A 14424-nucleotide genomic window follows, 5' to 3' on the forward strand; every position below is an offset into this window, starting at 1 on the left:
CCGGCGGCTCTCGCCACCCAAAACCGCCGCTACAACACGTTCGCGAAGATCATCCGAAAGAGGTCGCGTCATCAGATGCTGGCCTCCACTCCAGCCAGCATCTTGAATCACAAAACCGACTGATCCGGAATCCCCTTCGATTCCGTCAAATGAGGAACCGCTCTAGCTCTTTTGCTTCAATGCATTTTGTCAGACGCCAAACGAAGACGTTTGGCTGCAAAATGCTAAGACGCTGCCACTTCCGCAGGTTTGGTCGCTTTTTTCTGCAGATTGAGCAGATTGCCCAGCAGGATCAGCAAGGCGCCGCCGGCGGTGAAAGCATCGATCTGCTCGTGGTAGAGCAGCCAGCCGATCAGCGCCGACAGCGGCACGCGCAAAAAGTCCATCGGCGAGATGACGGTCGCGTCGGCATAGGCGAGTGCGCGGGCCATGCAGAAATGCGACGACATGCCGGTGAAGGCGATCAGCAGGATCCACGGCCACAGCTCGATCGGCGGGTTGCGCCATTCGTAGAGCGCCGGGATAAGGCCGAGCACCGACTGGATGACCAGCATCCAGAAGATGATGGACACGACGCTGTCCGTCCGCGTCAGCGATTTGACCAGGACCACGGAAATACCGAAGCAGACCGCGGCACCCAGCACGACAACATGTCCTGGATCGACGGAGCCGACGCCTGGACGGACGATGATCATCACGCCGATCAGCCCGAGCACGATGGCCGCAAGTCTTGGTCGGCTTAGTCTCTCACCAAGAAAGCCGACCGCCAGAATGGCCGTCCAGATCGGCGTCGTGAATTCGATGGAGATCAGCACGGCCAGCGGGATCAGCGTCAAGGCATAGAGCCATGCCGCCTGGCCGACAAAATGGACGACGTTTCGGGCGATATGGGCCAAGGGGCGTTTGGTGCGCATCGCCGCAAAACCGCCTGACATCATCACCAGCGGCAGGAGGATGAAAAGGCCGATCACCGAGCGCAGCTCCAGCACCTGGAATACGTTGAGCTCGGCCGTCGTGGCGCGGCCGGCGACCGACATCGTCAGAAACGATGCGATCGACAGCGCCATCCAGAACGCGGCCTTGGGGATCGAGGGTGAGGGTGCCATGCGCGCTATGTCGCAAGCCGGGACTTTCACCGCAACCACTAGTCGACGCATTCGGCTGGGCCAGAAGCGACGTGTTGCAAAACGGTCATGTGGAAGGCGGAACCTGCCGTCACGGTGAGCGTTCGTCCAACAGCCAGTTCGTTGGAAATGTCGTGATACAGATATCAACGGGGAGAGATCCAATGAAATCATTCGCACGTTTTGTAGTTGCCGGCTGCCTGGCGGCTGCAACTGGCGCAGCTTGCGCCGACGAAGCCGATTTTCTCCGCTCGTTCGAGGGGAATTTCGCCGGCAAGGGTACCGTCAAGGTAACCACCGAGGCGCCGACGGTGAACGTCTCCTGCCGCTTCAATTCCGACGCGACGTCGAGCTCATTGTCGCTGGACGGCACCTGCCGCGGTCTCGTCGTGGTGTCGCGCGCCATCAGTGCCGATCTGAAGTCCAGCGGGACGAAGTACACCGGCACCTATGTCGGATCCCGCACCGGGCCGGCGCAGCTCAGCGGCAGGCGCTCGGGCAATGCCATCAATCTCGGCATCCGCTGGGCGAAGGAGGTCAACGGCGATCGCACTGCGCAAATGACCGTCGAGAAGAATGGCGAGGACGGCATGCGGCTGACCGTTATCGACGTTGACCCGAAAACCGGCGAGCGCGTGATGACCAGCCGGATCGATTTGCGTCGTATCTGAAGGTCGCTCTATCTTTTTGTTTGAGCATGACCTTTTCCGACCCGGATTCCACTTTTTCTGAATCATGCTTAAAGCACGTCGCATCTGAACGGGTTCATGCGACGCGCTTTAAGTTCTTGTTTTTGTGCATGTCGTTGTCCCAAAACCGCTGCGCACTTTTGGGCGACATGCATTAGTCCTCGATCGGCTCGGGCGGGTGGGTGTTGCGGCCCTTGCCGAAGGTGTAGCCGGTCTCCACCGCCTTGCGGCCGAACTTGTCGCGCAGCGTGTCGATGGCGCCTTCGGCCATAGCGCGCTTGCGCGACCGGATATCGACGAGGTCGGGCGGATCGGCCTTGTCGTCATTCGAGAGGTCGCTGACACCGATGCCGAGCAGCCGGTATCTTGTGCCATCCGCTTCCTTGCGCAGCAGCTCGAGCCCGGTCGAAAAAATGCGGTCGGCCAGCCGTGTCGGGTCGCCGAGTTGGCGGTTGCGCGTGCGGGTCTTGAAATCCTGGGTCTTCAGCTTCAGCACGACGGTGCGCCCGGCAATGCCGGATTTCTTCAGCCGCCCCGAGACCTTTTCCGACAGCGCTCTCAGCACCGAAACCAGTTCATCCAGGGAGGCGATGTCGGTGTCGAAGGTGGTCTCCGCCGAGACGCTCTTTGCGTCCTGGTCGGGATGGACGCGGCGGTCATCCTCGCCGCGTGAAAGATGGTAGAGCCGGTTGCCCATCACGCCGTAGCGTCGCATCAGGTCGCCGCGCTCCATGCGCTGCAACTGGCCGATCATGCGGATGCCGTCCCGTTCAAGCGTGGCGGCGAAAGCTTTTCCCACGCCCCAGATCAGCGTCACCGGCTGCTCGGCCAGAAAGCCTGATGCCTCGGCCTCGCCGATCACCGAAAAGCCGCGTGGCTTGCGAAAATCCGACGCCACCTTGGCCAGGAACTTGCAGTAGGACAGGCCTGATGAAACGGTGATGCCGATCTCTTTCTCCACGCCGAGCGCGAAGCGCGCCAGCACCACCGCGGGCGGCAAGCCATGCAGGCGCTCGGTGCCGGCAAGGTCCAGAAAGGCTTCGTCGATGGAGATCGGCTCGACCAGCGGCGTCAGCGCCTGCATCATAGTGCGCACCTCGCGGCCGACGCGTACATATTTTTCCATGTCGGGCGGGATGACGACCGCCTCCGGACAGGCTTCGAGCGCCTTGAACATTGGCATCGCCGAGCGCACCCCATGGATGCGGGCGATGTAGCAGGCGGTGGAGACGACGCCGCGCTTGCCGCCGCCGATGATCAACGGCCGGTCCTTCAGCGCCGGGTTGTCGCGCTTTTCGACCGCCGCGTAAAACGCGTCGCAATCGATATGGGCGAGATGCAGCCGGTAAAGCTCCGGATGGCGGGCAAGTCGTGGACTGCCGCAGCGTTCGCAGCGCCGTGCCTCGCCGCGCTGGAAAGTCAGGCAGTCGCGGCAAAAACCGTGATCGGGATTGTTGACAGGAGCCGCCATCGCTGCGAACATAAAGAGAACAAAAGCAATGGTACGTCAGGACGGGCGCCACGACAAGGCGGTGGGCCGGGAGAGAGCTCATGAATACGACCATAGCGCCGCTGGTGCCTGAGCTTTGGGCTGATTTCGAACATCTTTTCGGTAAGCAAGGCGCCTGCTACGGCTGCTGGTGCACACATTTCCGGCTGTCGCCGGCCGCACGCCGCGCCAGCAACCGGGAGCGCAATAAGGACCACATCAAGGCGCGGATCGAGGCCGGGCCACCACCGGGCCTGCTGGCGTTCGAGGATGGCAAGGCGGTCGGCTGGATGCAGATCGGCCCGCGCGCCGACGTGCCCGAATGGAACAATAAGGGCAGGGGGTCGGCGCCGGTCGATCCCGCCGACGCCACGGATCCGGGCGTCTGGGCGATTTCCTGCTTCTTCATCCGCGTCAAGGCACGTGGCAGGGGCGTGACGCACCGGCTGGTCGAAGGCGGGATCGAGTTCGCTCGCCAGAGTGGTGCGCGGCTGGTCGAGGCATGTCCGATCGACCTGTCGAAAGATTCGCGTTCGATCGGGCTGTTCGTCGGCTCGTCGCGGGTCTTCGAGAAAGCCGGCTTCGAGAGGCTGGTCGAGCGCAAAGCGGGCCGGCCGCTGATGCGATTGGTGCTTTAGCCACCGCAGCCGACGTTCACGACGCGCTCGGCAAGTCGGCGGAAGATCTCGGCGCGCCGGGCAAGGATGCCGTCTTCGGCTGGGGCCTGCTCAATGCCCGCGCCGCTTGCGTCGTCACGCCGAAGAAGGCGATTTGAAGCTCCGATGACGCGAGCTCTGCCGGGGCGATAGGCTGATGCATCGTCGGTGCTGGTGCCCCGGAATCTAGCGCCCAGGAGGGATTGCACCTTGCCCGTTTCTGCTTACGGTTACATCTGGAGTTTCTACCATAAGAATAGCAACGGAGATTCTGCGTGAACCGTGTTCTGCCGGCCGTCTTTGTCCTCGCGCTCAGCGCGCCCGCCTTCGGCCAGACCGTTGACAGCGAGGGTGCGAAGCAGCTCTCTGAAAATCTGTCCCGCTATATCGGCAGTAAGGCGAGCAGTCTCCTGAAGGTTTCGGTGGAAGGCGACGCTTACAAACTCGCTGTCGACGTCAAACCTGTCGTGGACCTGCTGGCGGCGCAGCATTCCTTCAAGCTCGACTTCAGCCCCTACGCATTGCTCGTCAAGCCGAGCAGCAACGGGACATGGAGCGTCTCGGCGGATGTGTCGCAAAGCGGGTCCTTCGAGTTCAAGGGGCCAGAGGGCCCGCAGAGCATGCAGTTCTCGATTACAAACGGCAAGTTTTCCGGCGTCTACGATCCCGAACTGGCAGCTTTCACCAGCGCCACACACTCGATGGCCGGAATGACGATGAAATCCCGGGACACCATGCAGCGCGCGGAGGTGAGCACCGGCGCCGGTACTGCCACCATGAACGCAAGCAAAGCTGCGAATGGCGGCGTGGATTTCACCGCGACGCAGACGGTCGCCGATTTCGCCGAAGCGCTTGATTTTGACGACCCCAAAAGCGGGTTGAAATTCCCGCTCACGATCAAATCGCCAGTCCTGTCGGTGAATGCGACCGGCAAAGGCGTGCGGACAAAGCCGTTTCTCGATCTGCTGGCATTTGCCGTCGCCAATGAAGACGAGGCCAAACTGAAGGCCAACCAGGCGCAGCTCAAATCGCTTTTGCTCGCCGCGCTGCCGCTGTGGGAGCGGATCGACGGAAGCTACGCGCTCAAGGATATCAGTGTCGAAAGCCCGGTCGGGCATTTCAGTGCGGCGGAGCTGGGCACCAGCTTCGGGTCCGACGGCATCGCCCAGAACGGAGCAATCAACTATACGATCAGGGCCGCAGGATTGGCGATCCCTCCGAATCTTGTGCCCGCCTGGGGTACGGCGCTGCTGCCCACCGACATCAATCTGAATTTCGGCGGCGCCAATATCGATCTCGACAGCATGGCGAAAAAGGCGATCGAAGCCTTTGATCTCAATAAGAATCCGCCGCTGCCGGCCGACTTTGGCGATCGGATCAAGGCTGATTTCATGGCCAAGACGCCGAAATTTGTCATCGGCCACAGCACGGTGAAGAACGGCGACATGGAAATCGCGATGGAAGGCGAGATGACGTTCCCCGGCTTGAAGCCCGAGACAAATGTGACGATCGATATCGCAGGCTATGACAGAATTGTGGAAAGCCTGCAGGCGGCGGCGAAGTCGGAGCCGGAAGCCGCGCAATATGTGCCGGTGGCGCTTGCGATCAAGGGATTCGGCAAGATGTTGCCGGACGGTCGCATCGAATGGGTCGTCAACGGCAAGCCGGACGGTTCGGTCACAGTCAATGGTGTCATGGTGAAGCCGGCCGATCCGGTTGCGAATGATGAAGGCGACGGCAGCAAAGAAGAAACGACGCCGTAGGCGTTTTCGCGATCCGATCGTCGCTCATATGGAATGCTCATGATCGTCGTCGCCGAGCGGCAGCGCCCGCAGCGCCTTGCCGATGGAAGCCGGCGGCGTGTCGGTTTCCTCTGCGAACCGCATGAGCGTCGGCTCGTGGGCGAGGATGAACTGCAGCACGCCGGCCAGGAACCCCGGCTCGCCGGCGGCCTGGCGGATGGAATGTGCCTCGATGCCGGTGATCGCCAGGAAACGGGGCAGAAGTTCCGGATCGGCGGCGACGAAGCCCAATGCTTTCACGGCAATGGTTTCCGCTTCCTCGCGCATTGACGCTGCGTTTGCCATCACTACCTTCATGCGCGGTGGAATGAGTCTCTTTCTGGCAGTAATCGCAAGCGTCGCCTGCGGCAAGCCATCTAGCTCTGCAATGCGGTATCCGAGGTGAAATCCGAAGCTTTTCCGGCAGCCGGTTTCCGTTTCGTCAATTATATTGCCGTAGGGTCGAGCAGGGTTTGGTGCGTACCGGCGAAGGCGCATGACGGCAACCTTCGAGCGGAAGGCAGGCCGGGACGGGAATTTGATGCCTAAGAAGGTCATGATCGTCGAGGACAATGAGCTCAACATGAAGCTCTTTCGCGACCTCATCGAAGCGAGCGGTTACGAGACGGTACGCACACGCAACGGCCTGGAAGCGCTGGACCTGGCGCGACTGCACAAGCCTGACCTCATCTTGATGGACATCCAACTGCCCGAAGTGTCGGGGCTGGAGGTGACCAAATGGCTGAAGGAGGACGATGACCTCCATGTCATACCGGTCATTGCCGTCACCGCATTCGCGATGAAGGGCGATGAGGAGCGCATCCGCCAGGGTGGCTGCGAAGCCTATATTTCCAAGCCGATCTCGGTGCCGCGTTTCATCGAAACCATCAAATCCTATCTGGGCGACGCCTGATGCGTTCTTCCAGCCGAGCCGGAGCTTTATAAGATGACTGCACGGATCCTCGTCGTCGACGACATCCCTGCCAATGTGAGGCTGCTCGAGGTCCGGCTGCTTGCCGAATATTTCGAGGTGCTGACCGCCACCAACGGGCTGGACGCGATCGAGACCTGCGAAAACGGCAAGGTCGATGTCGTTCTGCTCGACGTGATGATGCCTGATATGGACGGGTTCGAGGTCTGCCGGCGGCTGAAGAGCGACCCGGCGACGTCGCATATCCCCGTCGTCATGATCACCGCGCTCGACCAGGTTTCGGACCGCGTGCGCGGCCTCGAGGCCGGTGCCGACGATTTTCTGACCAAGCCGGTCAACGATCTGCAATTGATGACGCGCGTCAAAAGCCTGGTCAGGTTGAAAACGTTGACCGACGAGCTGCGCCTGCGCGCCTCGACCACGCGCAATATCGGCATCGAAGAGCTTTTGAGCCGCAACTTCGCATCCTCAGACACCACGCCGAAGGTTCTGCTGATCGACGAGCGCAAATCCTCCTTCGATCGCGTCCAGAAAATGCTGCGCGGCAGCGCCGACCTCGACATCGCCACCGATCCGCATGCCGGCTTCTTCCAGGCCGCCGAGACGCCCTATGAATGCGTGATGATCTCGACGGCCTTTGCCGATTTCGATCCGCTCAGGCTCTGCTCGCAACTGCGTTCGCTCGATCGTACCCGTTTCGTGCCGATCATCCTTCTGGCGGAGCAGGGTGAGGAGGGGCGCATCGTCCGCGGCCTCGAGCTCGGCATCAACGATTATCTGATGCGGCCGATCGACCAGCAGGAGCTGACCGCTCGGCTGCGCACGCAAGTGCGCCGCAAGCGCTACAACGACCAGCTTCGCGCCAGCGTCACCCAGACCATCGAGATGGCGGTGACCGACGCCCTGACGGGATTGCACAACCGCCGTTACCTCGACAGCCATCTGCAGACGTTGTTCGACCGTGCCGTGGCGCGGCGGCGGCCGCTGTCAATGATGATCACCGATCTCGACCGCTTCAAGACCATCAACGACGCGCATGGCCATGACGGCGGCGACGAGGTGCTGCGCGAATTCGCGCGGCGGCTGCGCAAGAATGTGCGTGGCATCGATCTCGCCTGCCGCTTCGGTGGCGAGGAGTTCGTCGTGGTGATGCCGGACACGGACGGCGCCGTCGCCGAAAAGGTCGCGGAGCGCATTCGCGCCGAAATCGCCCTTATGCCGTTTGCCGTCGGTCACGACGGCAAGACGATCGAGGTTACCGTCAGCGTCGGCGTGTCGTCGGTGCTGAAGGGCGTGGATACGGTTGCCGGGCTGATGAAACGCGCCGACCTCGCGCTCTACGAAGCCAAGAGCGCCGGCCGCAACCGCGTCGTAGCCAAGGCGGCGTAAGGCCGATTATCCAGTCAGTGCGACAGGGTTACGAATTTACCTTAACGCAAGCGATTCGCCGGGCTTGGTTAAGAAATTGTTGATTTTCACAGGCTGTTGCGCAAATGTGCAGACCAATGACGGGACCGGCGCGAGGGTAGATCGCCGGGTCGATCCGAAGAATACCCCATGATTCAGGTCCGCCGCATCTCCTGGGTCCGTGGGGTCGGCCGGCCGGCGCTGGCACATAGTGGCCTCCTCGTACCGCTGCCAAACGCCGACCGGCCCCCATTCTCAAAATAACATCAAAACTCTGCGCCAAGCATTGGAAATTTTCGACTTTTCGAGGCCTTGAAACGAAAACGCCGCCCACAGGGGCGGCGTTTCGGCTTTAAAGCAGGAAACCAGATTACTTGATCTTGGTTTCCTTGAACTCGACGTGCTTCTTGGCGACCGGATCGTATTTGCGGAACGACAGCTTGTCCGTCTTGGTGCGGCTGTTCTTGCTGGTCACGTAGAAGAAACCGGTGTCGGCGGTCGACAGAAGCTTGATCTTGATGTTTGCGGCTTTGGCCATTGTATCAGTCCGTTATGTTCGTGGAGTTTTGGCCGCTGGAGCACGGGGAAACACCCGGACGCGGGAAACTTGACGCGACACATAAAGAACGCGCCCGGAAAGTCAACCCCGTGAGGCGGCCACCCCGTGAGACGGGCTCTGTCGTAAGCAGATGAGTTGTCCGGATTAGGTAGCACGTGAGTTGTCCTGTTTTATTGCAGCGAACGACCGGCCATTTGTCGATGCCGGTGCTGCCCCTCATCCGCCTGCCGGCACCTTCTCCCCGTATAGTGACGGGGAGAAGGGGCTTGCCCACGGCCTCGGCTCCCTTTCTGCAACGCTGGAGATTGGCGAAGTCCTTTGCGAACGCGTTCTTCTCCCCGTCACTATACGGGGAGAAGTGCCCCGGCAGGGCGATGAGGGGCAGCGGAAACCTGAAGCAATTGCTTGCGCAAGCCGTGGCCAGTTATCAAATCCAGCCGGCACCCAGCAGTGTTCCTGATTATGCATCTTCCTTAACTGTAGCTACCTTCTTCCAGTCTCCCGTGGTGTTCCACCAGCGGTTCGGGTTGGAGCGGTCGTCCAACCCCTTGGAACGGCTGGCAAGGATCGGCTGGATGCGGATCACCGGCTCCTGTTAGCTGTGGGCCTGGAATATCGCTTCGACAATGCGGGCCGCCAGCGCCTGGTCGTCGGGCAGCTCAAACGACACTTCCACCGTACCCTGCCGCCTGCGCAATTCCGTCTCGGCGCCGGCGGCCGCGCCTTCGAGCGGCCGGTAGCGCTCGATGCCATGCGCCGACTGGTAGGCATTGCTGTCGTATTTGCCCATGGTCAGCGGGGCGATCGCAACCACCGCTTCCATGATGCGGTCGACATCGCCGACCGGTGTCTGAAAGGTCACCAGCAGCAGCAATTCCATCCGCACCGATTTTGTTTCGAACCCGGAGTCGATCATGGTGGCATCCTCAAATTCGTGGCTTGTTGCTGACAATCTACCCAGGTGCTGCTGACACGGTTATGTCAGCAGCCTCACGCTGCGAGGCATCGATCGGGTCTTTCTACAGGATTTTTCGGACGAGCCTGGCGCCGACTAGCGCGATATAGAAGGCGAAGAACATGCCGAGCGCCCAGCCAAAGCCCGAGGGTCCGAAAAGGTCCATGCCGATGCCGATCGCCTGCGGGCCGAGCACCATGCCGACACCGTAGCAGAGCACGAAGGCAGCGTTGGCCGAAGCCAGGTCGTGGCCGGACAGCTGCGAGCCGAGATGGGCCAGGCCGATCGTGTACATGGCCGCGACCACCCCGCCCCAGACGAACAGAAGCGCCGCCATCAGATGCCAATTCTGCGCGAAGTGCGGCATGAAGATGGTGCCGGCAAGGCCGATGGTTGCGCAAGCCAGAAGCAGATAGCGGCGGTCGCTGACACGGTCGCTGATCATGCCGAGCGGGATCTGCAACAGCACGTTGCCGAGTCCGATCATGGTGAGCAGCAGGGCGGCATCGGCCTCGGAGTAGCCGATGCGGTTGCCATAAACGGGGAACAGCGCAAAGCCGCCGGTCTCGACCGCGCCGAATACCAGCACCGCGGCGGTCGCCGTCGGCACCAACCAGATGTAGCGAAGGAAGTTGCTGGTTTCGCCATTGGAGACGATCGTCGGGCTCTCGTTGCGTGCCGCCAGAACTGGAATGGCGGCTAGCGTCACCAGTGCCATGATGACGCCGAAGGGCAGGAAGCCGGTGCTGCCGAGGTGGGCAAAAAGCCACGGCCCGGCGGCAAAGCCGAGCGACAGCACGGTGGCGTAGATGCCGAGGACGAGGCCGCGCCGGTGCGGCGGCGCCGATGTGCTGATCCAGAATTCCGACAGGATGAACAGCACGGTCAGCGCGATGTGCAGCAGGACGCGCAGCGGAAACCACATCCAGAAGTCCGGCGCGAAATGGAAGCCGACAAAGGCCAGCACTCCCGTGGCGATCATGGCGAGCATCGTCCTGGCGACGCCGAACCGCATCGCGAGCGGGGTGGCGAGCGGTGCGCCGACGATCGAGGCGAGACCGGCGACAGCGGTGTTGAAGCCGATCATCGACGCCGAATGGCCGCGCGTTTCGAGGATGACGCTGAGCAGCGGCATGCCGAGGCCGATGGCGATGCCGACGACGCTGATCGACGAGATCGCCGCGATCATCGGCAGCCAATGTACGCGTTCCTCGACCTCTTGCTGGGTATCGACTGTCATGGGATGTGAATGCTCTATGCTCTACAGAATTTCGCGGACGAAGCGATTGCCGACGAGCCGGTAGAAAGGCACGGAACCACCGGGGCGCAGCAGCGGATCATCGACGAGCCGCTTTTCCAGCTCCTCGAGGACGGCCCTCGTGATGTCGGGAATATCGGCCTGCCTGGCTTTGGCGAGCGGCAGCCAGACCAGTTCCTCCAGCTCGTTGGTCGGACTGCCGTCCGGCAGCTCCACGGCGACATCTTCGCGCCAGGCGCTGAAGAAGCGCGTATCGAAGCGCCGCACCCGATTTGGCGGCGTGATGGCACGCGCGATGAAACGCAGCTCCGCCAGCGACGGTCTTACACCGTGCTTGGCAAAACCCTGCCAATCGCGCCTGCTCGTCGCAAAAGTGCCTTTCCGACCGATCAACAGGCCGGCCTCCTCATACGTCTCGCGGATTGCCGACAGCGCGATGGCGCGGGCGCGGGCCGGGCTGGTGCGGCCGACGCCGGCAGTCAGCCTCGCCTGTTCCTCAGGGTGCAACGCTGTGGCAACGGGAATTCGGCTGTCGGCTGGATCGGTACGGCCACCGGGAAAGACGAATTTTCCCGGCATGAAGGCGTGACGGGCGTGGCGCCGGCCCATCAGTACCAGGAACTCGTCGCCCTTGCGGTCGAGCAGGATCAATGTCGCGGCGTCGCGTGGCCGAATTGGCTTGGCGCCGAGCGCGATCCGCTCAACCTTGTCGACGTCCGCCTTGGTCATAACGTCCATGCGCACGACCTAGCGGAATCTTCTCCGTTGCGAAAGTGGCGTCCATCCATGCCGATTTGCGCCAGCCTCGGTTTCAAGCCTCGGGATGCGACTCGATCAGATCTTCTTCCCCGCCGAAGCCATGCATATAGAACGCCCATTGCAGGCCGATGACGGCGCCCTTGACCGGCTGCAGCAAGACCACCGCCATGAGGATGGTCAGCGGCACCCAGATGGCGATGTGCTGCCAGGTAGACAGAGTGGAGGTCGCTTCGACGCCCATGAAGGCGCCGAGCACGATGTGGCCGACGATGACCACCACCAGATAGGCCGGCAGATCGTCGGCGCGATGGTGATGAAGCTTCTCGCCGCAATGATCGCATTTATCGACGGTCTTGACGAAGGCGCGAAACAGCTTTCCCTCGCCGCAATGCGGGCAGCGGCCAAGCGCGCCACGCTTCATCGCCGTCCACAGCGGGCGGGCAATGCGGCCCGAGTGATGTTCGCCGCCGAAAACCTGTTGGTTCATCTTCAAATCGCTTGGCATTACCGTCTCCTGCCGCGCGAGCCTGGACGCGATTGCGACGCACGGGCACGGCCCTTGGCCTTGTGAAACGACCGTTTGGAGCCGGGCAGCGGCTTTGGGTCGGTCAGCATCTCGAAACGCATCGCGCCGGCCATAGGCGCCACCTCGATCAGGCGAACCTCGACGCGGTCGGCAAGCTGATAGCCCTTGCCGGTGCGTTCTCCGAAAAGCGATCGGGCAGTTTCGTCGTATATGTAGTAATCGCCGTCCAGACTTGACACCGGGATGAAACCATCTGCGCCATACTGCGGCAATTGGACAAATAGTCCCGATTTGGTGACCCCCGAAATGCGCGCATCGAAACGATCGTCGACACGCTCGGCGAGATAGGCGGCGATCAGCCGGTCGACCGTATCGCGCTCGGCAGCCATGGCGCGGCGCTCGGTGGCTGAGATCAGCGCAGAAACTTCTTCCAGCCGCTCCGCCTCATCCTGCGTCAGTCCGCCCGCACCGAAGCCAAGCGCGGCAATCAGCCCGCGATGCACGATCAGGTCGGCATATCTGCGGATCGGCGAGGTGAAATGCGCATAGCGCTTCAGATTGAGGCCGAAATGGCCGATGTTGCTGGGCGAATATTCGGCCTGCATCTGCGTGCGCAGCACCACCTCATTGACCAGCCCCTCATGGTCGGCGCCGCGGACGCGGTCCAGAATACCGTTGAATTGGTTCGGCCGCATCTGCGCGCCGCGCGCCAGCGACAGGCCAAGCGTCTGCAGGAACTCGCGCAGCGATTCCTGCTTGGCGAGCGAAGGCGCGTCATGGATGCGGTAGACCAGCGCCTGTCGTTTCGCCTCCAGCGTCTCGGCGGCCGCGACGTTGGCCTGGATCATGAATTCTTCGATCAGCTTGTGCGCATCGAGCCGCTCCGGCACGACAACCCGGTCGACGGTGCCGTCCTCCTTGAGCAGGATTTTCCGCTCCGGCAGTTCAAGCTCGAGCGGCTGGCGCGTCTCACGACCGCGCTTCACGACTGCGTAGGCGTCCCACAGCGGCTTCAGCACCGTGTCGAGGATCGGGCCGGTTTTATCGTCCGGTGCGCCGTCGATCGCGTCTTGCGCCTGAGGATAGGCGAGTTTCGCCGCCGATTTCATTATGATGCGGTGGAAGGAATGCCTGAGCTTGCGGCCATCGGCCGAGAAGGTCATGCGGACCGCCAGCGCCGGGCGATCCTGGCCTTCGCGCAGCGAACAAAGGTCGTTGGAGATGCGCTCCGGCAGCATCGGCACGACGCGGTCCGGGAAATAGACCGAGTTGCCGCGCTTCAACGCCTCGCGGTCAAGCGCGGTGCCATAGCGCACATAAGCGGCGACATCGGCAATCGCCACGGTAACCACCACGCCGCCGGGGTTCTTTTCGTCCGGATCCGATATGGCGAACACCGCATCGTCATGGTCCTTGGCGTCGGCCGGATCGATGGTGACCAGCGGCAGTTCGCGCCAGTCCTCGCGGCCGGCCAGCGTCGCCGGTTTGACCGCCTCCGCCTCGGCAATGACGTCTGCCGGGAAAATATGCGGAATGTCATGCGCGTGGATGGCGATCATCGAGACCGCTTTTTCGCTGGTCAGCGAACCGAGCACCGCCAGCACCTTGGCTCTGGGCAGTCCGTAGCGGGAGGCCCGCGCCGGCTCGACCTCGACCAGATCGCCGTTCTTGGCGCCGTTCTGGAATTCCTTGTCGACGATCAGCTCCGGCTGGCGTCTTTCGACAGGCTCGATGCGGAACGTGCCGTCCTGCAGCACGCGGAAGACGCCGAGAACGGCCTCGGTGCGCTTCTCGAAGATCTTCATCACCCGCCCGGTATAGGCAGGGCCCGTCGCGTCATCGGTTGGAAAGGTCTTGGCCAGCACGCGGTCGCCGATGCCCGGTGTCGGGCCGCCGCCGCCGCGCGACACGCGGATCGCTATGACAGGAGGCTCGCCGTTGCCGACGGCTTCGGTTGGGTGCGCCAGCAGCACGCCGTCCGCGTCACGGCCAAAGATATCGAGAACGGCGACATGGGCGAGGGCGCCGACGCGGGCGAGCCGCTTGCGCTCCTTGGTCAGCAGGGCCTCGTCCTGCAAGTCGCGCAAAATGTCCTTCAGCCAGATACGGTCCTCGCCGCGCAGCGCAAACGCTTTGGCGATGTCGCGTTTGCCTGAGCGATCCGGATTTTCGGCGATGTAGCGCAGGATCTCGTCGCGGGACGGGCGGTAATTGTCTTTGACCTTGGCCCTGGTGTCGGCGGTGCGCAGATCGCCATGACTTCTTCCGGATACCCTGCGCGCCACGATGC

13 protein-coding genes and 1 pseudogene are annotated in these 14424 nt (G+C 62.2%); 5 read left to right on the forward strand and 9 right to left on the reverse strand.

From position 1 onward, the window contains the following. Nucleotides 1-224 precede the first annotated feature (224 nt). On the reverse strand, nucleotides 225-1106 hold the full coding sequence (locus NKH36_RS15700; protein ID WP_352959193.1) for a DMT family transporter: 882 nt from the start codon (nucleotides 1104-1106) through the stop codon (nucleotides 225-227). Between the two features lie 182 nt (nucleotides 1107-1288). Between NKH36_RS15700 and NKH36_RS15705 the strand changes: the two genes are divergently transcribed. After that, nucleotides 1289-1795 carry a hypothetical protein gene (locus NKH36_RS15705; protein WP_352959192.1) on the forward strand — a complete coding sequence of 169 codons (507 nt, stop codon included), beginning with the start codon at nucleotides 1289-1291 and terminating at the stop codon, nucleotides 1793-1795. Between the two features lie 172 nt (nucleotides 1796-1967). Here NKH36_RS15705 and NKH36_RS15710 read toward each other — a convergent pair whose 3' ends face one another. Then, nucleotides 1968-3296 (reverse strand): DNA polymerase IV, encoded by a 1329-nt coding sequence (locus NKH36_RS15710; RefSeq protein ID WP_352959191.1) that lies wholly within the window; start codon nucleotides 3294-3296, stop codon nucleotides 1968-1970. A 68-nt stretch (nucleotides 3297-3364) separates the two neighbouring features. Between NKH36_RS15710 and NKH36_RS15715 the strand changes: the two genes are divergently transcribed. After that, complete coding sequence (locus NKH36_RS15715; RefSeq protein WP_352959190.1) at nucleotides 3365-3940, forward strand: GNAT family N-acetyltransferase; 576 nt, start codon at nucleotides 3365-3367, stop codon at nucleotides 3938-3940. A 293-nt stretch (nucleotides 3941-4233) separates the two neighbouring features. Beyond that, the gene (locus tag NKH36_RS15720; RefSeq protein ID WP_352959189.1) at nucleotides 4234-5721 is read left to right on the forward strand and encodes a hypothetical protein; all 1488 of its coding nucleotides are present in this window, start codon (nucleotides 4234-4236) and stop codon (nucleotides 5719-5721) included. A gap of 24 nt (nucleotides 5722-5745) precedes the next feature. On the opposite strand, the gene NKH36_RS15725 is transcribed toward NKH36_RS15720, so the two are convergent. Then, entirely contained in the window at nucleotides 5746-6045 is a 300-nt protein-coding gene (locus NKH36_RS15725) for a DUF3572 domain-containing protein (RefSeq protein WP_352959187.1), read from the reverse strand. A 250-nt stretch (nucleotides 6046-6295) separates the two neighbouring features. On the opposite strand from NKH36_RS15725, the gene NKH36_RS15730 reads away from it, so the two are divergent. Together NKH36_RS15730 and NKH36_RS15735 are read left to right on the forward strand one after the other, a co-directional pair. Continuing rightward, the gene (locus NKH36_RS15730) at nucleotides 6296-6652 is read left to right on the forward strand and encodes a response regulator (protein WP_287247952.1); all 357 of its coding nucleotides are present in this window, start codon (nucleotides 6296-6298) and stop codon (nucleotides 6650-6652) included. 33 nt (nucleotides 6653-6685) lie between these two features. Continuing rightward, nucleotides 6686-8059 (forward strand): PleD family two-component system response regulator, encoded by a 1374-nt coding sequence (locus NKH36_RS15735; protein WP_352959186.1) that lies wholly within the window; start codon nucleotides 6686-6688, stop codon nucleotides 8057-8059. Between the two features lie 388 nt (nucleotides 8060-8447). On the opposite strand, the gene rpmG is transcribed toward NKH36_RS15735, so the two are convergent. The 6 genes and pseudogenes from rpmG to rnr all read right to left on the reverse strand — a co-directional run bounded on the left by rpmG (nucleotide 8448) and on the right by rnr (nucleotide 14419). After that, a complete protein-coding gene (rpmG, locus tag NKH36_RS15740) occupies nucleotides 8448-8615 on the reverse strand; it encodes a 50S ribosomal protein L33 (protein ID WP_006201775.1) in 168 nt (55 codons plus the stop codon). A 481-nt stretch (nucleotides 8616-9096) separates the two neighbouring features. Beyond that, a pseudogene (locus NKH36_RS15745) lies at nucleotides 9097-9552 on the reverse strand (YqfO family protein). Between the two features lie 103 nt (nucleotides 9553-9655). Further along, nucleotides 9656-10831, reverse strand: a complete 1176-nt coding sequence (locus tag NKH36_RS15750; RefSeq protein ID WP_352953619.1) for an MFS transporter — start codon at nucleotides 10829-10831, stop codon at nucleotides 9656-9658. A gap of 21 nt (nucleotides 10832-10852) precedes the next feature. Further along, nucleotides 10853-11587 (reverse strand): NUDIX hydrolase, encoded by a 735-nt coding sequence (locus NKH36_RS15755; protein ID WP_352959185.1) that lies wholly within the window; start codon nucleotides 11585-11587, stop codon nucleotides 10853-10855. A 73-nt stretch (nucleotides 11588-11660) separates the two neighbouring features. Next, nucleotides 11661-12113 (reverse strand): DUF983 domain-containing protein, encoded by a 453-nt coding sequence (locus NKH36_RS15760; protein WP_352959184.1) that lies wholly within the window; start codon nucleotides 12111-12113, stop codon nucleotides 11661-11663. Further along, nucleotides 12113-14419, reverse strand: coding sequence for a ribonuclease R (gene rnr / locus NKH36_RS15765; RefSeq protein ID WP_502912048.1), 2307 nt, complete (start codon nucleotides 14417-14419; stop codon nucleotides 12113-12115). Before rnr ends, NKH36_RS15760 begins: the two co-directional genes overlap by 1 nt. Between the last annotated feature and the right edge of the window lie 5 nt (nucleotides 14420-14424).

This window comes from Mesorhizobium sp. M1312 (assembly GCF_040318115.1).
In the GTDB taxonomy this organism is placed as follows: domain Bacteria; phylum Pseudomonadota; class Alphaproteobacteria; order Rhizobiales; family Rhizobiaceae; genus Mesorhizobium.

Excerpts from the sequence above, each read along its gene's own strand:
- NKH36_RS15700 (WP_352959193.1), bottom strand. The coding sequence starts at position 1,106 with ATGGCACCCTCACCCTCGATCCCCAAGGCCGCGTTCTGGATGGCGCTG.
- NKH36_RS15705 (WP_352959192.1), top strand. The coding sequence starts at position 1,289 with ATGAAATCATTCGCACGTTTTGTAGTTGCCGGCTGCCTGGCGGCTGCA.
- NKH36_RS15710 (WP_352959191.1), bottom strand. The coding sequence starts at position 3,296 with ATGTTCGCAGCGATGGCGGCTCCTGTCAACAATCCCGATCACGGTTTT.
- NKH36_RS15715 (WP_352959190.1), top strand. The coding sequence starts at position 3,365 with ATGAATACGACCATAGCGCCGCTGGTGCCTGAGCTTTGGGCTGATTTC.
- NKH36_RS15725 (WP_352959187.1), bottom strand. The coding sequence starts at position 6,045 with ATGGCAAACGCAGCGTCAATGCGCGAGGAAGCGGAAACCATTGCCGTG.
- NKH36_RS15730 (WP_287247952.1), top strand. The coding sequence starts at position 6,296 with ATGATCGTCGAGGACAATGAGCTCAACATGAAGCTCTTTCGCGACCTC.
- NKH36_RS15735 (WP_352959186.1), top strand. The coding sequence starts at position 6,686 with ATGACTGCACGGATCCTCGTCGTCGACGACATCCCTGCCAATGTGAGG.
- rpmG (WP_006201775.1), bottom strand. The coding sequence starts at position 8,615 with ATGGCCAAAGCCGCAAACATCAAGATCAAGCTTCTGTCGACCGCCGAC.
- NKH36_RS15750 (WP_352953619.1), bottom strand. The coding sequence starts at position 10,831 with ATGACAGTCGATACCCAGCAAGAGGTCGAGGAACGCGTACATTGGCTG.
- NKH36_RS15755 (WP_352959185.1), bottom strand. The coding sequence starts at position 11,587 with ATGGACGTTATGACCAAGGCGGACGTCGACAAGGTTGAGCGGATCGCG.
- NKH36_RS15760 (WP_352959184.1), bottom strand. The coding sequence starts at position 12,113 with ATGCCAAGCGATTTGAAGATGAACCAACAGGTTTTCGGCGGCGAACAT.